14 protein-coding genes and 1 tRNA gene are annotated in these 18,393 nt (G+C 56.0%); 2 read left to right on the top strand and 13 right to left on the bottom strand.

The genetic code is table 11. The features are described from left to right. Nucleotides 1–8: 8 nt before the first annotated feature. The 7 genes from M5M_RS04740 to trmJ form a co-directional block, all read right to left on the bottom strand. The gene (locus M5M_RS04740; protein ID WP_015046327.1) at nucleotides 9–1,232 is read right to left on the bottom strand and encodes an aminotransferase class V-fold PLP-dependent enzyme; all 1,224 of its coding nucleotides are present in this window, start codon (nucleotides 1,230–1,232) and stop codon (nucleotides 9–11) included. Beyond that, entirely contained in the window at nucleotides 1,229–2,455 is a 1,227-nt protein-coding gene (sufD, locus tag M5M_RS04745) for a Fe-S cluster assembly protein SufD (protein WP_015046328.1), read from the bottom strand. The genes M5M_RS04740 and sufD overlap by 4 nt, the downstream gene beginning before the upstream one ends. Then, complete coding sequence (gene sufC, locus M5M_RS04750; protein WP_015046329.1) at nucleotides 2,455–3,210, bottom strand: Fe-S cluster assembly ATPase SufC; 756 nt, start codon at nucleotides 3,208–3,210, stop codon at nucleotides 2,455–2,457. Before sufC ends, sufD begins: the two co-directional genes overlap by 1 nt. A 24-nt stretch (nucleotides 3,211–3,234) precedes the next feature. Continuing rightward, a complete protein-coding gene (sufB, locus tag M5M_RS04755; protein WP_015046330.1) occupies nucleotides 3,235–4,671 on the bottom strand; it encodes a Fe-S cluster assembly protein SufB in 1,437 nt (478 codons plus the stop codon). Nucleotides 4,672–4,731: 60 nt separating this feature from the next. Further along, nucleotides 4,732–5,880, bottom strand: coding sequence for an aminotransferase class V-fold PLP-dependent enzyme (locus M5M_RS04760; protein ID WP_015046331.1), 1,149 nt, complete (start codon nucleotides 5,878–5,880; stop codon nucleotides 4,732–4,734). After that, nucleotides 5,877–6,362 carry a Fe-S cluster assembly transcriptional regulator IscR gene (gene iscR / locus M5M_RS04765; RefSeq protein WP_015046332.1) on the bottom strand — a complete coding sequence of 162 codons (486 nt, stop codon included), beginning with the start codon at nucleotides 6,360–6,362 and terminating at the stop codon, nucleotides 5,877–5,879. The genes M5M_RS04760 and iscR overlap by 4 nt, the downstream gene beginning before the upstream one ends. Before the next feature lie 101 nt (nucleotides 6,363–6,463). Then, nucleotides 6,464–7,255: a tRNA (cytosine(32)/uridine(32)-2'-O)-methyltransferase TrmJ gene (gene trmJ, locus M5M_RS04770; RefSeq protein WP_015046333.1), complete on the bottom strand. Its 792-nt coding sequence runs from the start codon at nucleotides 7,253–7,255 to the stop codon at nucleotides 6,464–6,466. A 223-nt stretch (nucleotides 7,256–7,478) separates the two neighbouring features. On the opposite strand from trmJ, the gene M5M_RS04775 reads away from it, so the two are divergent. Beyond that, nucleotides 7,479–8,288: an inositol monophosphatase family protein gene (locus M5M_RS04775; RefSeq protein WP_015046334.1), complete on the top strand. Its 810-nt coding sequence runs from the start codon at nucleotides 7,479–7,481 to the stop codon at nucleotides 8,286–8,288. 118 nt (nucleotides 8,289–8,406) lie between these two features. Here the strand turns inward: M5M_RS04775 and M5M_RS04780 are convergent, their stop codons facing one another. From M5M_RS04780 to M5M_RS04810, 6 genes are all read right to left on the bottom strand, one after another. Beyond that, nucleotides 8,407–10,431 (bottom strand): PAS domain-containing hybrid sensor histidine kinase/response regulator, encoded by a 2,025-nt coding sequence (locus tag M5M_RS04780; protein WP_015046335.1) that lies wholly within the window; start codon nucleotides 10,429–10,431, stop codon nucleotides 8,407–8,409. A 103-nt stretch (nucleotides 10,432–10,534) separates the two neighbouring features. Continuing rightward, on the bottom strand, nucleotides 10,535–11,455 hold the full coding sequence (gene secF / locus M5M_RS04785; RefSeq protein WP_015046336.1) for a protein translocase subunit SecF: 921 nt from the start codon (nucleotides 11,453–11,455) through the stop codon (nucleotides 10,535–10,537). 10 nt (nucleotides 11,456–11,465) lie between these two features. Further along, nucleotides 11,466–13,340 carry a protein translocase subunit SecD gene (gene secD, locus M5M_RS04790; protein WP_015046337.1) on the bottom strand — a complete coding sequence of 625 codons (1,875 nt, stop codon included), beginning with the start codon at nucleotides 13,338–13,340 and terminating at the stop codon, nucleotides 11,466–11,468. Between the two features lie 153 nt (nucleotides 13,341–13,493). Further along, a complete protein-coding gene (gene tgt / locus M5M_RS04795) occupies nucleotides 13,494–14,621 on the bottom strand; it encodes a tRNA guanosine(34) transglycosylase Tgt (RefSeq protein ID WP_015046338.1) in 1,128 nt (375 codons plus the stop codon). Nucleotides 14,622–14,639: 18 nt separating this feature from the next. Continuing rightward, a complete protein-coding gene (gene queA / locus M5M_RS04800) occupies nucleotides 14,640–15,695 on the bottom strand; it encodes a tRNA preQ1(34) S-adenosylmethionine ribosyltransferase-isomerase QueA (protein ID WP_015046339.1) in 1,056 nt (351 codons plus the stop codon). A gap of 525 nt (nucleotides 15,696–16,220) precedes the next feature. Beyond that, nucleotides 16,221–16,307: transfer RNA gene (locus tag M5M_RS04810), tRNA-Leu, on the bottom strand. Nucleotides 16,308–16,508: 201 nt separating this feature from the next. Here M5M_RS04810 and M5M_RS04815 point away from each other — a divergent pair. Beyond that, nucleotides 16,509–18,380: a DUF885 domain-containing protein gene (locus M5M_RS04815; RefSeq protein ID WP_015046341.1), complete on the top strand. Its 1,872-nt coding sequence runs from the start codon at nucleotides 16,509–16,511 to the stop codon at nucleotides 18,378–18,380. Nucleotides 18,381–18,393 lie beyond the last annotated feature (13 nt).

Consider the following 18,393-nt stretch of genomic DNA (forward strand, 5'->3'; position numbering starts at 1 on the left):
GTATTACCTCACGCCAGCATAAACCTGACTTTGTCGAGCGCCGCGAAAAGCGCATCCACTTCGTCAAGCCGATTGTATATAGAAAAAGACGCACGCGCCGTCCCCGGCACACCCAAACGGTTCATCAGAGGCTCGGCACAGTGATGGCCGGTGCGGATGGCGATACCCTGTCGATCCAACAGGAATCCCACATCGGCCGGGTGCCCGCCGTCCATCAGGAAACTGAGCACACCGGCTTTTTGCGGTGCAGTGCCCACAACCCGTAAACCGTCAAAATCAGTGGCCAGTGCTTCCGCCCTCGCCAGCAATGCTGCCTCATGGGATTGAAGGCCGGCCAGATCCAACTCACCGAACCACCGCACCGCCTCTCCCAACCCGATAACACCGGCAATATTGGGCGTACCCGCTTCCAGCCGGTAAGGCAACCGATTCCACTCGGCAGACTGATAGCTCACGCTACTGATCATTTCACCACCGGTTTGCCACACCGGCCATTCAGCCAGAATCGATTCACGCCCCCACAACACACCAACCCCGGTGGGGCCAAACAATTTGTGCCCGGAAAATGCGTAAAAGTCACACCCCAATGCCTGCACGTCAACACCGCCGTGGGCGACACCTTGCGCGCCATCCACCAACACCAGCGCGCGCGGGGCCAGCTCGCGCACTTTAGCCACCATGGTCCCGACGGGATTCACAGTACCCAGCGAGTTGGACACATGGGGAAACGCAACCAACCGGGTGCGGTTACTGAGGCAGGCAGCAAAAGCATGCTGGTCCAATTCGCCAGTATCGAATATGGGCGCGATGTTAAGCGTGGCACCAGCTTTGGCACACGCCTGCTGCCAGGTCACCAGGTTGGCATGGTGCTCCAACTCGGTCGCGACCACTTCGTCACCAGCAGACAATTGCTGCGCCAGCCCGTGTGCCACAATATTGATCGCTTCGGTAGTACCGCTGGTCCAGATGACTTCCTCGCGCTGACCGGCATTGATAAACCGGGCCACCTGATCACGCGCCGCTTCAAACCGGGTAGTTGCCTCGTCGGCAAGGCGATGTGCCCCGCGGTGCACATTGGAATTACATTGAGTGTAGTAGTCCACCAGCGCATCAATCACACACTGGGGTTTTTGGGTGGTGGCAGCGTTGTCCAGATACACCAAAGGATTGCCATCAATCCGGCGGGACAGTATCGGAAACTGCGCCCTGACGGCTTCTACATCAAAACTCATTGCGCTTCCATCCTCGCGAAACGCTCGCGCAAACGAGGCCGCAACCATTCTGCTAGCGCGGCGTTAGGCATTGCATCCACCAGCTCATTGATAAATCCGAAGTTGAGCATGATCTGTGCTTGCGCCTTGCTGATTCCTCGGCTCTGCAAATAATAAAGCGCCTGCTTGTCAGTTTCGGCAATGGTGGCACCGTGCGCACAGCGTACATCGTCGGCGTAGATTTCGAGCTCGGGCTTGGTATTGACCTCCGCGCCCTCGGACAAAAGCAGATTGCGGTTATTCAATTCAGCCAGGGTTTTTTGTGCATCGCGATGAATGTGAATGCGACCATTGAAAACCGCACGCGCCTTATCCGCCACGATACCGCGAACATTTTCTTCCGTGGTCCCATTGGGCGATGCGTGCTCAATGGTGGTATGGAGGTCGAACAATTCGCTGCCATCCAATAAATAAATTGCATTCATGGCAGCCGTGGCAAACTGGCCTGCGTGGATCACGTCCACGTCCAGACGGGACAAGTCGGATCCGAAACCCACCAAAGTGGAATTGAGTTCGCTTTTACCGGCCAGTGAAAAATGACAACCGCCAATGTGCAGCGCCGCACCACCGTTCAGAACGAAACGGTAGTGTTCGAGGTGTGCTGATTCCTCCAGCAGATACTCCGCATAGGCGCAAGTAAAACTTTCAACCGCGGACTCACTGTGTTCAATCACGGTGGCACGGGCACCGGCAGCCAACTTCACCAGCACACGCTGCTGAACCTGCTCACCCTCGCCAGCCTGATATACCACCCGCAACGGCCGCTCGACTTCGACGCCGGCCGCCACCTCGATATACACACCGGTGGTTGCCAAGAGGTCGTTAACCAGGCCGAATAAATGGCGCTCGGGCTTGACGCTGCCAAACAGGGAAACGGCCTTGGCATCTGACAAGAAGGCAATACTCACACCTTCTGGCAATCCCTCGGGCAGGATTGGCATGCCATCGCGCAGCACAATATCCAGCGTCTCCAGATTTCCGATCGCGGGTGCCGGTTCAGCGGGCAACGTTGCCTGCACAAATGCCGATTTCTCCAGCGCGCGCACGGGCGTGTAGCGCCAGTCTTCCACTTTACGCCCCGGCCAGCGGGCAACGCTTAACGCTTCCCGCGCGCGAGCACGCTGAACCTGAAGACCGTCTTCCACAGCGGGCCGGTCAAGCACCTGGTTAAGCCAATTACTCATCAGGCGCTTACCTCGTGCCCTGCCAACCAGCTATAGCCCTGAGCTTCCAGCTCTTTGGCGAGCTCAGGACCACCACTGCGGACAATTTTTCCATCCGCCAATACATGAACATAGTCTGGTTTGATGTAATCCAGCAGACGCTGGTAGTGCGTGACCACAACAAACGCACGCTGCTCACTGCGCTGACTGTTAACACCTTCAGCCACCACTTTAAGCGCATCGATATCCAGACCAGAGTCGGTTTCGTCGAGAATACACAAGCTGGGCTCAAGCAAAATCATCTGCATGATTTCGTTGCGCTTTTTCTCACCGCCGGAAAAACCTTCGTTGACGCCGCGCTTGAGAAACTCAGCCGGCAGATTAACCTGTTTGCAGGCCGCACGCGCAAGCTTCAGAAAATCGGCAGAACTCAGAGCATCTTCGCCGCGGGCCTTGCGAACAGCATCCACTGAGGCCTTGAGAAACTCCAGGTTGGACACGCCAGGGATTTCTACCGGATACTGGAACGCGAGAAACAGACCTGCACGCGCGCGCTCTTCGGTTTCCAACGCCAGCAAATCAGTGCCATTGAGCATGGCACTGCCCTGCTCTACCTCATAGCCATCGCGGCCCGACAATACATAACCCAAGGTGCTTTTGCCGGCGCCGTTCGGCCCCATAATGGCGTGCACTTCACCCGGCTTCACCTCAAGGTTGAGACCTTTCAGGATGGTTTTTTCTTCTACCCGGGCATGTAAATTTTTAATCGATAACATTCTACTGACTCTCCAATGCCCGCCTTAACCGACAGAACCTTCTAAACTGATTTCCAATAACTTGCCCGCTTCAACGGCAAACTCCATGGGCAACTCTTTAAACACTTCCTTACAAAAACCGTTCACGATCATCGACACAGCCTTCTCTGCATCCAGCCCGCGCTGCTGGCACAAAAATAACTGATCATCGCTGACCTTTGAGGTGGTTGCCTCGTGCTCGACAATCGCGGATGGATTGCGGCTTTCAACGTAAGGGAAAGTGTGCGCACCGCACTGATCGCCAATCAGCAGCGAGTCGCATTGCGTAAAGTTGCGAGCCCCTTGCGCACCGGGGTTCATGCGTACCAGGCCGCGATAGCTGTTGTTGCTCCGACCGGCCGAGATACCCTTGGAGATAATGGTCGAGCGGGTATTTTTACCGAGATGAATCATTTTTGTCCCGGTGTCGGCCTGCTGCTTGCCACGGGTCAGGGCAACGGAGTAAAACTCGCCCACACTGTCATCGCCTTTGAGCACACAGCTGGGGTATTTCCAGGTGACTGCCGAGCCGGTTTCAACCTGGGTCCAGCTGATCTTCGCGCGGTTATGGCACACGCCACGTTTGGTCACGAAGTTATAGATACCGCCCCGACCCTCTTCGTCGCCCGGATACCAGTTTTGTACCGTGGAGTATTTAATTTCGGCATCGTCCAGCGCCACCAATTCCACCACCGCTGCGTGCAACTGGTTTTCATCGCGCTGGGGCGCCGTGCATCCTTCGAGGTAACTCACATAGCTGCCTTCGTCAGCCACAATCAAGGTACGCTCAAACTGGCCGGTATTCTGTTCGTTAATGCGGAAATAGGTGGACAATTCCATCGGGCAACGGGTGCCCTTGGGAATGTACACAAAGGACCCGTCCGTAAAGACTGCGCAATTGAGCGCCGCAAAAAAGTTGTCCTTTGTGGGCACTACGCTGCCCAGGTATTTTTGCACCAACTCGGGATACTTATGCACTGCTTCTGAAATGGGGCAGAAAATAACCCCGGCTTCGGCGAGCTTTTCGCGAAAAGTCGTCACCACAGACACCGAATCGAACACCGCATCCACGGCGACGCCCGCGAGCATCTGTTGCTCCACCAGCGGGATACCGAGTTTTTCATAGGTCCGCAGCAATTCCGGGTCCACCTCGTCCAGCGACTTGGGCTTGTCTTTCATGGACTTGGGCGCGGAGTAGTAGGAAATGGCCTGGTAGTTGATTTTGTCGTATACCACGTGCGCCCACTCGGGCTCTTCCATGTCCTGCCACACGCGAAACGCCTTGAGTCGCCATTCCAACATCCATTCAGGCTCGCCTTTCATGGCCGAAATGCGACGGATCACATCTTCATCTAAACCGGGCGCAAAGGTTTCCGATTCAATGGCCGACACAAAGCCCGCTTCATATTCGCGCTTGAGTGCTTTATCAATTTGCTCTGTCATAGGCTCTACTGCTTTTTTCACTGGGGCCGGCTGCGGACTCCGCGCCGCCGGACACCTGGTTCAGGCGACGGCCAGTTTGCCGATCACCGTACGTATATGTTCTATGGCCCGGTCCACATCGGCCATGGTTGTGAAACGGCCCAGCGAAATCCGCACGGAGCTGTGCGCATCCGCATCGGATAAACCCATGGCCTTGAGCACATAAGACGGCTCCATACTGGCCGAGGTGCAGGCCGAACCGCTGGAAATCGCTATGTCCCGCAAGGACAGCAGCAAGGTTTCACTGTCGATACCACTGAAACACACATTCAGATGAATCGGGCTCATGGCTTGCGGGCAACCATTGCGCTTCACGCCAGCCAGGCCGGCAATCCCCGACCACAAATGGTCGCGCAGCCGGGCCGTTCGCTCACTGTCTTCGGCCAGCTGATTTCGGGCAATCGCCGCCGCTTCACCCAACCCGACCAATTGGTGAGTGGGCAAGGTGCCGGAACGAAGCCCCCGCTCGTGCCCACCGCCGTGTATCTGCGGCGCCAATTGCCGTGCAATAGCGCGGCGCACATACAATGCCCCCACGCCCTTGGGTCCGTAAAATTTGTGGGCCGACAGACTCAGCAAATCCACCTGAAGCGCTTCCATATCCAAAGCAAGCTTTCCCGCTGATTGGGCGGCATCCACATGAAACAGAACGCTCTCCTGCCGGCACAGCGCGCCAATCTCGGCCACCGGATTCACCGAACCGACCTCATTGTTGACGTGCATAAGCGACACCAAGCGGGTATCAGGCCGCAGTGCTGCGCGCACGTCCGCGACCGGCACCACACCATTGGCATCGGGCCGCAACCAGGTCACGTCCACCCCGCGCGCCTCGAGCCACTTGGCCGGATCGATCACCGCCTTATGTTCGCAGACACTGGTGACCAGATGCCCCTTGTAGCCAGCCGCCTCGAAAACGCCCTTTATCGCTAAATTGTTGGACTCAGTGGCACCGCTGGTCCACACCACTTCGCGAGGGTCGGCCACCAACAAATCGGCCACCTGACGGCGCGCATGCTCCACCTTCTCTTCTGCCTGCCAACCATAGATATGCGAGCGCGAGGCAGGGTTGGCAAACACGCCCTCTTGGGTCAGGCAGGCTGCCATGGCCGAAGCGACCCTAGGGTCCACGGGCGTAGTGGCGGCATAATCCAGATAAACAGGCAAGCTCACTGAGGCGCTGCCTCCAGATTTTTCTCAACCAGGGTAATGGGTTCCAACAGGGTATCCTGCCGGCTGCACACTTCGCGCACATCGTGCCGTTCCATCAATGCTGACAGGCTGATGGAATTCAAGAACTGGTGAATTTGTTCGGACAGGTCTTTCCAAAGATGATGTGTCAGGCACACCTTGCCATTCTGGCAGTTGCCACTGCCACCACAATTGGTGGCGTCGATAGATTCATTCACCGCATCGATAATCTGCGCGACAAATATGCGCTCAGCGGGACGACTCAGGCGGTATCCGCCGCCGGGGCCCCGCACACTGGTGACCAATTCAGACTGCCGGAGCTTGGAGAACAGCTGCTCAAGGTAAGACAGGGAGATCTCCTGGCGCTTGGAGATATCGGCCAGACTGGTGGGGCCCTCCTGCATGTGCATGGCCAAATCCAGCATTGCAGTCACGGCATAACGGCCTTTGGTGGTTAATCTCATCAGCAAATTCCTGTAATCAGCGGCCCGACGCGGCCGGCATTATAAATAACCCACTAACTTAGTCAAGAATATAACATACTAAATTACTAGGGTATTATTGGCTAGTCCTTGGCCTTCTGATCCAGCGCCCTGAGCTTGTTGTCCGTGTGATAGATATAGTTCTGGGTCGCAGTGAGTATGCCCCGGATAATATTCAGCTCCATCTGGTCCAGACGGGCCCGATTGTACAGGCGCCGCAGTCGGGTCATGGTCTGACGGGGGTTTTCCTGGGTAATAAAGTCGAGCTTCTCCAGCGTCTCCTGCAGATGCTTGTAATAGTATTCAAGCTCCTGACTGTTGGCCGGCGGCTGATCCCACTCATCGTAATGCGGTTCTTTGCCCTGACTGTCAGTCAACCAGGCCATGCGCAGCTCATAGCACACCACCTGTACTGCCGTTGCGAGGTTAAGCGCACTGTATTCCTCGTTAGCTGGTATATGCAGGTGCAAGTTACACACCTGCAACTCCTCGTTGGTCAAGCCCCGATCCTCGCGGCCAAACACAATGGCCACTTTATGACGCCGGGCTTCCACTGGCATTGTGGCAGCGGTTTCGCGGGGCGTCTGAATCGGCCAGGGGATACTGCGACCACGGGCACTGGTTCCGATCACCAGACCACAGTCGGCGACCGCCTCTTCAAGGGTTGCCACAACGGTGGCAGAATCCAGCACATCGGTAGCATTGCCGGCTCGCCAGGTGGCCTCCTCGGCCGGGTATTCGCGAGGCTCAACCAAGTACAGGTCTTTCAGCCCCATGTTCTTCATGGCTCTGGCCGAACCACCAATATTGCCCGAGGCCTTGGTGTTCACCAGTACGATGCGGATGTTATCCAACCAGTTAGGTGCTTCGGTCATAGGAAGTTCCGACTCAGAAAAGGCGCGCAGTTTAGCAAATGGCGCCTGGGATGCGTAGCAAAAATGCCAGAGCCTCGCAGAATCCTCTATGCTGTTGGGCAGAGCATTGTTATACTCCGCGCCCTTCTTTTACCCCGCAGCCCAAACACTGCACAGCGGTAACTGCGCTCTCTGACAACTCATCCGCCCACAAGGCCTAACTGACCAGACACCGGAGTCCCGAATGGAGCCCATGCTGAACATTGCCCTGCGTGCCGCGCGCAAGGCAGGAGAATTGATTGAACGCGCCATGGAGCGTGTTGAATTTGTCGCCATTGAGTCCAAAGGCCAGAACGACTTTGTGACCGAAGTTGACCGGGCGGCCGAGAAAGAGATTATTTACCACCTGCGCAAAGCCTACCCCGATCACGCCATTCGCGGCGAGGAAACCGGTCTTACCCCCGGCAAGGCGGAAAGCGATTACGAGTGGATCATTGATCCGCTTGATGGCACCACTAACTTTATCCACGGCATTCCCCATTTTGCCATTTCAATCGCCTGCAAGCGCAAAGGCGTACTGGAACATGCTGTGGTTTACGACCCCATCAAGCGCGAAGAATTTACTGCCAGTAAAGGCAAAGGCGCCGCGCTCAACGGGCGTCGCATCCGCGCCTCCAGCCGTCGAGGCCTCGAAGGCGGTCTGATCGGCACCGGCATTCCGTTCAACGGTTGGGCGCTGGAAAACATTACCCCCTATCTCGCGGCCATGCAGGAAATCGCGGGCCAGACCGCCGGCATCCGCCGACCGGGCGCTGCCTCGCTGGACCTCGCCTACGTGGCTGCCGGTCGTTTCGATGGATTCTGGGAAATGAACCTGAACGAGTGGGACATCGCGGCCGGGATTCTGCTGGTCAAAGAAGCCGGTGGCATGGTGGCCGACTTCAAAGGTGGCAACAAGTTCATGGACAGCGGCAATCTGGTGTGCGCAGGACCCAAAGTGTTCAAACCGCTGCTTCAGATTGTGGAACACCACATGGGACATATTCAGAAGTAACACAAACAACACCCTGAAAAAGCCCGGCAATCGCCGGGTTTTTTTATGGGTTATGAGGTTTATCGTAGGCCAGCGATGGATGACAGCGGCCAAAACAAAGGGCCAGCCCCACCCGGCACTATTTCACCAATCGGTTCAACGTCTGGATCAGGCGGTTGATATCGATGGGCTTAGTGAGGTATTCGAAAAAACCGGCCTTGCGTCCGCGCTCCACATCAAAATTCATCGCATTGGCAGATAAGGCCAACACCGGAATATCGGCAGTACCGGCATCCGCCTTCAACACTTCCAGCACTTCGTAACCGTCCATACCCGGCAGGTTGATATCCAGGATCACAATATCAGGCTCGAAGGTGCGCGCCTTATAGAGCCCCATAAAGGCCTCTTCCGCTACCTCGAGTTCGAGCAACGGAAACCGTTGGCAAAACTGGCGGATAACGCGAATATTTGAAGGGTTGTCTTCAATGTAGAGCACCTTGTGAGGTACCGATATATTCAACTCTGCCCGGGCAACCGGTGCATGGGTATGCGGCTCGGGCTCAATATCCGGCTGCTCCACCTGCTCAAACGTCAACCAGAATGTCGTGCCCGTCCCCACCCGGCTTTCAAAATCAATGCTCCCGTGCATCATTTCCATTAACCGGCGGGTAATGACCAGACCGACGCCGCTGCCCTCAACCTTGCCACCTTCGGCACCCAAACGGTTGAATGGCTGATACATTTCTTTGCGTTTGTTTTCCGGAATCCCGTGGCCGGTGTCGCGCACTCCAATGCGTAAACCCGACTGGCCATCCCCCGAAAAAATCACTTCGACCGAACCGCCCATGCGGTTGTACTTGATGGCATTACTCAGCAAGTTCAGCATAACCTGCTTAAATCGTACGCTGTCAGCCAGAATAAAGGCATTCGCCAGACGCCGGAAATCCGTGCTGATTTTTATCGCCCGGCCATCTGCCAGGGACTGCACCAGCTGGATGCACTCCCGCACAATCCGCGACGGTAAAACCGGCTCGAGTGACAAGGTCAATTTACCGGACTCAATTTTGGCCAGGTCCAATACGTCGTTAATCAGTTGCAACAGATGGCCGCCGGCCTTGCGAATTTCCCGCAGGTTTTCCAGCTGCTCTGATGTCAGGTTATCGTCATAGTCGAATAACTGGGCAAACCCCATGATCGCATTTAACGGGGTGCGCAATTCATGGCTCATGCTGGAAAGGAATTCAGATTTGGCGCGGTTGGCGTTTTCGGCTGCATCGCGGGCCTGTAAAACCCGCTGCTCGGCCTCCTTCAATAACGTGATATCCAGATTGCTGCCCGCCATGCTGATGACTTCACCATCATCACCCAGCACTACCGAGCCCCGGCCTTTAATCCAATGCACCTGGTTGTCACCGCCCAACATCCGATATTCGATATCGAATGGCACCTTACCCTGCACATGACTGGCAAGCATCTCCTTGAACCTTGGCAGATCTTCCGGGTGCATGTAATCAAACCACACCTGCAATTCATTGCGTTCACCTTCGGACGGCCGTTCAACCCCGATCATTTCCCAACAACGGTCGGTAAAGTCCAACGACTTGTCTTCCCGGTTCCACTCCCAGATTCCATCATTGGACGCACGCAGAATACGTTCGTGGCGGGCCTCGCTTTCACGCAGGCGAGCCTCTGCCTGCTTAAGATTGGTGATATCAATATTCACCCCGGATAAATACCGGATTTTTCCGTCGGCCTCGCGCCGCGAATTACCCCGGGCTTCAGTCCAGCGGTAATCGCCACTCAGATGCCGGATACGGTAGACCACATAGTAGGGCTCGCCTTGCACCACATGCCGCTCGACCGCCCCCTTGATCAGATCTACATCTTCCGGATGAACAAATCCAAACAGATCATGGCCGGTGCGAATCTGGGTTCGCACCTCGTTGTCATAACCCAGCTCTGCCCAAAAAGAGCCTTCCCAATGCAGTTGGTTAAGCTCCAGATCCCACTCCCAGAAGCCGCATCCTGAACCGTAGAAGATGCGTTGATAGCGGGCAGCCCGTTCGCGCAGCGCATCGGCATCCGCACTCGCGAGCTGCGCTTCGGTCATCGAAAGGTAGCGATAGCGTGAATCTTGCTCTGCGCTTGGTGGCTGATCAGTCATGTTCGGGGCTCCCAGTTCAGGCAATAACTATAAAGGAGGAGACACAAAAAAGGCGACAAATGTCGCCTTTTTTCGAGCACATAAGCTCAGAAGACACAATAGATCAGGGCATCTCATCCACTTCAGCACCTTCTTTCACTGGCGGCATCAGATCTTCTTTGACGATGTTCAAGCCAAGCAGCAAATTGGAAGCCACGTAGATGGACGAGTAGGTACCAATGACAATACCCACCAGCAACGCCGAGGAGAATCCACTGAGCAATTCGCCGCCATACATATACAACACCACCAGCACGATCAGGGTTGTACCCGAGGTGACCAGGGTACGATCTAGCGTCTGGGTCAGGGATACGTTAACCACATCCACAGACTCGGTTTTACGCAGCACAGGGAAGTTCTCCCGGATGCGGTCGAATACCACGATGGTGTCGTTGAGCGAGTAACCCACAACCGCGAGAATCGCTGCCAGTACAGACAGGTCGAAGCCAACACCCAGAATGGAAAAGAAACCCAACACAATAATCACGTCATGGGCCAATGCGGCAACCGCCGCCACCGCAAACTTCCACTGGAAGCGCATGGCGACATAGGCCATCACCACCACCAGCGCAAACAGCATGCCGATACCACCCTGGTCGCGCAGCTCTTCACCGACCTGAGGCCCTACATATTCGACGCGCTTGAGGGTAATCTCTCCCTCTTCCACCGCGGTCAGGTGGCGGAGCACCTCTTCCCCGATGCCGTCTTTAAAATCCAACTGCATGCGGATCAGGACATCTTCGTCGGACCCGAAATTAACCACCACTACATTCACGTAGCCGGCTTCGGACAAGGTAGAACGGATTTGTTCCAGATCGGCCTTGTGCTCGTACTCAACCTCCACCTGCAAACCACCGGTGAAATCGAGGCCGAAGTTCAGACCGTTAACCACCAGAGAGCCCACCGAACCCAACAACAACAACGCTGAAAACAGCGTGGCAATCAGGCGCGTACCCATGAAATTAATCACTTTATTACTTTCCATCATACGCTCCTTAAATCCACACTTTCTTCACGTTACGGCCACCGTATATGAAGTTCGCGATCATGCGCGACACCATAATGGCCGTGAACATTGAGGTCAGAATACCCAGACTCAGCGTTACCGCGAAGCCTTTTACCGGCCCGGTACCGATGGCGTAGAGAATCACCGCCACAATCAAGGTGGTGATGTTGGCGTCCAGAATGGTGGTAAAGGCCCGCTCATAACCAGCATTGATTGCCGACTGCGTTGGCAAACCGTTGGCCAGTTCCTCTTTGATACGGGAGAAAATCAACACGTTGGCGTCCACCGCCATACCCACCGTCAGCACGATACCGGCGATACCTGGCAAGGTCAGTGTTGCACCCAACATGGACATACAGGCTGCCAGCAACACCACGTTCACGGCCAGTGCAATATTTGCCGCAATGCCAAACACCTTGTAATAGGCCAGCATAAAAATCAGTACTAACGCGAACGCAATCTGTACGCTCAATACACCAACCGCGATATTTTCAGCCCCCAATGACGGCCCAATAGTGCGCTCCTCCACGAAGTACATGGGCGCCGCCAGGGCACCGGAACGCAGCAAGAGCGCCAACTCGCTGGCTTCAGCCACATTATCCAGGCCGGTAATACGGAACTGAACGCCCAAGGCACTCTGGATAGTGGCAAGAGAAATCACTTTTTTCTCTACGATCTGGCGCGGTGTCACCACTTCTTCACCGGCCGCATTGGTGGTGCGGTCGAGGCGGGTTTTGTATTCGATAAACAGCACGCCCATGCGACGCCCCACGTTGGAGCGGGTGGCGCGATGCATCTTGGTACCGCCGGCACTGTCCAGGTTGATATTGACCTGAGGCTGGTTGGTTTCAGGATCAAAACTGCTTTGGGCGCCCGACACGTGGTCACCGGAAATAATCAGTGCACGTTCCAGTTCTGCGTTACCGAAGCGACGCTGGTCTAACTCGCTGCGGAATTCAAAGCTTTCTTTATTGGTCACCAGATCGCTGGGCTTGGCTTCAAGCCGGAACTCCAGGTTGGCGGTTTTGCCGATAACCCGCTTGGCTTCGGCGGTATCCTGCACACCCGGCAACTCCACCACAATCCGGTTGCGCCCCTGGCGCTGAACGATGGGCTCAGAAACACCCAGTTCGTTGACCCGGTTACGCAACGTTGTCAGGTTTTGCTGAACCGCATAGTTTTCGATTTCGCGGATGGCGGTTTCGCTGAAGGTGGCCTTGACCGTAAAAGTGCCATCTTCATTGTCGACACTTTCGCGCGTCAGGTCCTGAAATTCCTTGCGGAAAATGGCTGCGGCCGCATCGCGATCCTCAGCTGACCGGAACACACCTTCAATGGCGCCAGCCTCGGTGAATTCCACGCTGACATAACGGATACGCTCTTCGCGCAGCTTGCTTTTAAACTCGGTAAGAGAGGACTCCTGTCGCTTGGCAATGGCCGAGGCAGTGTCTACCTCCATCAGAAAGTGCACACCACCCGATAAATCCAGACCCAGCTTCATGGGGCCGGCGCCAAGACTGCGCAGCCAATCGGGGGTGGTGGAGGCCATATTCAGCGCCACCACGAAACTGTCTCCCAAAGCGCGCTGGATAGTGCGCTTGGCGGGCAACTGATCGTCTGATGAGTGCAGACGGATCAACGCATTCTTGGGGTTTACGGTTTCGCCGAAGTGCTCGATACCCGCCTCTTCCAACGCCTTGGTGGCGCGATCAAGTACGGCTTGATCCAGCTCCATGGCACTGGATTCACCGGAAATCTGCACAGCCGGATCGGGCGCGTAGAGGTTGGGCATGGCAAACACAAAGGCCAACCCTATCACTGCCAGAATCAGCAGATTTTTCCAAAGGGGATAGCGATTCAACATAGGAAGTCCATGAAGGGCCTGGCGCCCCGTTGCACGTGTGTATTTTTTGATCAATTGCACCGCTGCGTGCAGGGCGCTGTTTATTGTTTGGAGTAGATGTGGGCATCAGCCCCCAATTACAAGGGCGCGATTATACGCAGATACCACGCGCGCTTAAACCGCGTCGTCGGGACCAGGTGGCACCGGCAGCCCCTGACGGCGGTAAAACTCGGCAACATAGTCTTCCAAACGATGGTTGGCGATGGCATCGCGCAGCTCGGCCATGACCCGCTGATAGAAACGCAGGTTGTGAATGGTATTGAGCTCAGCCCCCAGAATTTCGTTGCATTTATCCAGGTGGTGCAGATAGGCCCGACTGAAATGCGTGCAGGTATAGCAATCACACCCGGGGTCCAGCGGGCCGGTATCATGCCGGTGCACGGCATTGCGGATTTTGATCACACCTGCCGTGGTGAACAGATGGCCGTTGCGGGCATTGCGGGTAGGCATCACGCAATCGAACATATCCACACCGCGTCGCACGGCCTCAACAATGTCCTCGGGCTTGCCCACGCCCATCAGATAGCGGGGTTTATCGGCGGGCATTTCCGGCGCCAGGTGATTCAGCACCCGGATCATGTCTTCCTTCGGTTCACCCACCGATAAACCGCCAATGGCATAGCCATCGAAACCGATATCGGTGAGCCCTTTCAGCGACTCGGAACGCAGGTCGGTATACATACCGCCCTGCACGATGCCGAACAGCGCCGACGGATTGTCGCCGTGTGCGGTCTTGGACCGCCTGGCCCAACGCAAACTCAGCTCCATGGAGTCCCGCGCCTGCTTTTCTGACGCCGGGTAAGGCGTGCACTCGTCAAATATCATCACGATATCCGAGCCCAGGTCGCGCTGGACCTGCATGGCGATTTCGGGATTCAGCTCTACTTTGCTGCCATTGATAGGTGATTTGAACGTAACACCTTCCTCGGTGATTTTGCGCATCTTGCCCAGACTGAACACCTGAAATCCACCGGAGTCGGTGAGAATCGGGCCTTGCCATTGGATAAAGTCGTGCAGATCACCGTGCGCCTTTACCACCTCGGTGCCCGGCCGCAACATCAGGTGAAAGGTATTACCCAGAATGATCTCGGCGCCAATGTCTTCGATATCACGCGGCAACATGCCTTTGACGGTGCCATAGGTACCCACCGGCATAAACGCCGGCGTTTCTACCGTGCCGCGCGGGAATTTCAGACGCCCTCGGCGCGCGCGGCCATCGGTCGTATCGAGTTCAAATTGCATAAACGTCATGGGATTTCCTTACAGCGTATCGCCAATGGGGTCATCACAGGCATTGGGGTTGCGGGTGATGAACATGGCATCCCCGTAGCTGAAAAAACGGTAGCGGCTGGCCACCGCCTCGCGGTAGGCATCCATGGTATTGCGGTAGCCAGCGAACGCAGACACCAGCATCAACAGGGTCGATTCGGGCAAATGAAAATTGGTCACCAATGCATCCACCACCTGATAGCGATAGCTGGGGTAAATAAATATCTGGGTCTCGCCCTGATAGGGCCTTATTTCACCATCCCGGGCCGCCGTTTCCAGACAGCGCACACTGGTAGTACCCACGGCAATCACCCGCTTACCGGCGGCCTTCGTGGCTTTTACCTGCTCACACACCGCCGGTGTCACTTCCATCACTTCGCTGTGCATCACATGGGTCTTGATGTCGTCAACCCGCACCGGCTGAAACGTCCCGGCCCCCACATGCAGGGTCACAAAGGCCAGCTGGACGCCTTTATCCTTAAGCGCATTCAACAGGCGATCATCAAAGTGCAAGCCCGCCGTGGGCGCCGCCACCGCACCGGCTTTGGTGCCGTATACCGTCTGGTAGCGCTCCCTGTCGGCTTTGGCGTCGGCACGGTCTATATAGGGGGGCAATGGCATGTGGCCAATAGCCTCTAATAACTCGAGGGCCGGGACCGGGAATTGCAGCAGAAACAGGGCCTCTTCGCGTCCGGTAACGGTAATTTCGGTGCCATCCTCCAGCGCAATCACAGCGCCAGGTTTGGGTGATTTACTGGACCGTACATGGGCTTTGACGTTGTACCGGTCGAGCACCCGCTCCACCAGTATCTCCACCTGCCCCCCGGTGCTCTTCTGACCAAAGACCCTGGCCGGAATCACACGGGTATCGTTGAACACCATCAGATCACCAGGTTCCACCAAACCCAGAATCTCCTCAAACTGGCCATGAGCCATGGCTCCGGTGGGGCCATCCAGCTGAAACAGCCGACTCCCGGTTCTCTCCGGGGTGGGCTCGCGGGCAATCAACTCATCGGGCAGTTGGTAAAAGAAGTCCTGACGACGCATGTGTTCAATAATTGATCAGTGGTTTTTCGGGGATGGCAAGGGTATCGGAAAATGGGGGGAATTGTTAGATGGAGTGGGATATTGGGGGGCTTTGCCGGCGGTGACGCTGCTCGTCAGTGCCACTGGTACCAAATACGAAAAACCCCAGTCTTTTGGGCTGGGGTTTTCAGACCGTGCTCGCAGGCCGTGGCCGGAAGTTATCAGAACAGCCTAAGAGCTGTTCTGACCCGTGGACTCGCGTCGGCCTGACGCTCGGCCTTCGGCCAGCAAAGCTGCCAAAATCGGTAATCCTGCCGATTTGTCAGGGCTGCGCGGCAAGGCCGCTTGTGCTAACAGCTGTCGCTGTTGTTACTCAAACAGCCTAGGGGCTGTTTTCGCCCCTTCGGGGCTGCGCGGCAAGGCCGCTTGTGCTAACAGCTGTCGCTGTTAGTCGCTCCGGCGGTCCGACGTTTCGGGTTCCGGTCTCGCCGGCTCACTGGCGCCAAACAAAAAAGCCCCGTCCATTCGGACGGGGCTTTATTTGTTTGGTACCAGTGGCCGGACTCGAACCGGCACAGTGTTGCCACCGGCGGATTTTGAATCCGCTGCGTCTACCAATTTCGCCACACTGGCAAAGGCTTGGCCTTTGAGAGTGCGTGATTATAGTCATGGGCCCGGGCGCGTCAACTGAATTTTGTTTCGTTGGTCTATTTTCCCTTTGCCGCACGTTGACGTCGCTTGGTCGCAGTGTACAAGGCGCGGGCGACAAGGCAGGATAGATTGACTCGTTCAACGCCAATCCCATAACAACAACTGATCATCGAGAGAAATCCCATGACCTTTAAACGTGCACTTTTGCCCGCCATGGTCGCCGCCGCTCTGCTGAGTGCTTGCGACAATCCGAAACAAGCCACCACAGCCGATACTCCCGCGCAGCAAACACAGGCAGCCACGCAGGCTCCCGAACAGGAAACGCTACGCCTGAACAAGTGGCTGGACGAACAATACGAAGAACAATTGCAGTTCAGCCCTATTCAATTGAGCTTTCTGGGACGCAAAGACAAATACGACCAGATTGACGACATGAGCGAGGAGGCCTTTGTGCGCCAGCTGGCCTGGGCCAAAAACAGCGTCGAACAACTGAAGGCTAATTTCAATCGCGATGCATTAACTGAAGAAGGCAAGAGTTCCTACGATCTCTGGGTTTTCCAGTACGAGCAGGACGTCAAAGCAGAACCGTTCAAACGTCACCGCTATATTTTTGAACAAATGGGCGGCGTGCAATCACAATTGCCCAACTTCCTGATGAATTTCCACAAGGTGGAGACAGAGCAGGATATGAAAGACTACATCACCCGTATCGGCGGCGTTGCGCGCGCTATCGATCAATTACTGGTGCACGCCAAAGCCAGTGCCGAAATGGGCATCCGCCCGCCCCGCTTTGCCACCGAAGGCGCCATTGATCAGGCCACCAAACTGATGACCGGCGTGCCATTCGACAGCAGCGACGTCGATGCCCCCTTATTTGCCAATGCCAAGTCAAAAATTGACGCCCTGCTGCAAGCCGGCACCATCGACCAGGCCAAAGCTGACGAGCTCACCGCCGCCGCTCGCAGCGCTATGGAAACCCAATTCGGTCCAAGCTATAAAACGCTGATCAACTGGCTGAAAGAAGACATCAAATTGGCCAGCGCCGAGCCGCAGGGCGCAAGCACTCTGCCAGACGGAAAAGCCTTCTATCAGATGCGTCTGGAACAAAATACCACAACCTCGATGACCGCTGACGAAGTACATCAGCTGGGCCTGAGCGAAGTGGCGCGCATCCGAAAGGAAATGGAAGCAATCAAAAACCAGATGAAATTTGACGGCGATCTGCAGGCGTTTTTCAAATTTTTGCGTGAAGACCCGCAATTCTACTACCCCAATACCGATGAAGGTCGTCAGGCCTATCTGGACGATTCTACGGCCTTCCTCGACAACATCAAAGCGAAACTGCCGGAGTATTTCGGCATATTGCCGAAGGCCGACTTGGTGGTGAAGCGCGTGGAAGCGTTCCGTGAGCAACCGGGTGGTGCCCAGCATTATTATCCCGGCACGCCAGATGGCTCGCGCCCCGGTGTGTATTACGCTCACCTGGCCGACATGACCGCCTACTCCACCGCCGACATGGAAACCGTGGCCTATCACGAAGGCAACCCGGGCCATCACATGCAGATTTCCATTGCTCAGGAGCGCACCGACATTCCCCAGTTCCGCACCCAGGCAGGCTTTACCGTATACACGGAAGGCTGGGCGCTCTACTCGGAAAAACTGGCCAAAGAAATGGGGGCGTTTGAAGACCCCTACAAATTATTCGGTCACCTGACTGCAGAAATGTGGCGCGCCATCCGCCTGGTAGTTGACACCGGTATGCACGACAAAGGCTGGACCGAAGAACAAGCGGTGGCTTACTTCCTGGAAAACTCGGCCATTCCGGAAAAGGCTGTGCGCTCCGAAGTGCGCCGTTACCTGGTGTGGCCAGGCCAGGCGACCTCTTACAAAATCGGCATGATGAAAATCCAGGAACTGCGTGCCAAAGCCGAAAAGCAATTGGGCGACAAGTTCGATATCCGTGGGTTCCACGATACGGTGCTGAGCGGTGGCGCACTGCCATTGCCGGTACTGGAGCGTCGTGTGGACGGCTGGATTAAGGCCAAGCAAGCGTAAGTGTTAACGGCGC

Source organism: Simiduia agarivorans SA1 = DSM 21679 (assembly GCF_000305785.2).
GTDB lineage: Bacteria > Pseudomonadota > Gammaproteobacteria > Pseudomonadales > Cellvibrionaceae > Simiduia > Simiduia agarivorans.

Coding starts and splice junctions, on each gene's coding strand:
- tgt (WP_015046338.1), bottom strand. CDS start 14,621: ATGCAATTTGAACTCGATACGACCGATGGCCGCGCGCGCCGAGGGCGT.
- sufD (WP_015046328.1), bottom strand. CDS start 2,455: ATGAGTAATTGGCTTAACCAGGTGCTTGACCGGCCCGCTGTGGAAGAC.
- secD (WP_015046337.1), bottom strand. CDS start 13,340: ATGTTGAATCGCTATCCCCTTTGGAAAAATCTGCTGATTCTGGCAGTG.
- M5M_RS04740 (WP_015046327.1), bottom strand. CDS start 1,232: ATGAGTTTTGATGTAGAAGCCGTCAGGGCGCAGTTTCCGATACTGTCC.
- trmJ (WP_015046333.1), bottom strand. CDS start 7,255: ATGACCGAAGCACCTAACTGGTTGGATAACATCCGCATCGTACTGGTG.
- iscR (WP_015046332.1), bottom strand. CDS start 6,362: ATGAGATTAACCACCAAAGGCCGTTATGCCGTGACTGCAATGCTGGAT.
- sufC (WP_015046329.1), bottom strand. CDS start 3,210: ATGTTATCGATTAAAAATTTACATGCCCGGGTAGAAGAAAAAACCATC.
- queA (WP_015046339.1), bottom strand. CDS start 15,695: ATGCGTCGTCAGGACTTCTTTTACCAACTGCCCGATGAGTTGATTGCC.
- M5M_RS04815 (WP_015046341.1), top strand. CDS start 16,509: ATGACCTTTAAACGTGCACTTTTGCCCGCCATGGTCGCCGCCGCTCTG.
- M5M_RS04780 (WP_015046335.1), bottom strand. CDS start 10,431: ATGACTGATCAGCCACCAAGCGCAGAGCAAGATTCACGCTATCGCTAC.
- sufB (WP_015046330.1), bottom strand. CDS start 4,671: ATGACAGAGCAAATTGATAAAGCACTCAAGCGCGAATATGAAGCGGGC.
- M5M_RS04775 (WP_015046334.1), top strand. CDS start 7,479: ATGGAGCCCATGCTGAACATTGCCCTGCGTGCCGCGCGCAAGGCAGGA.
- secF (WP_015046336.1), bottom strand. CDS start 11,455: ATGGAAAGTAATAAAGTGATTAATTTCATGGGTACGCGCCTGATTGCC.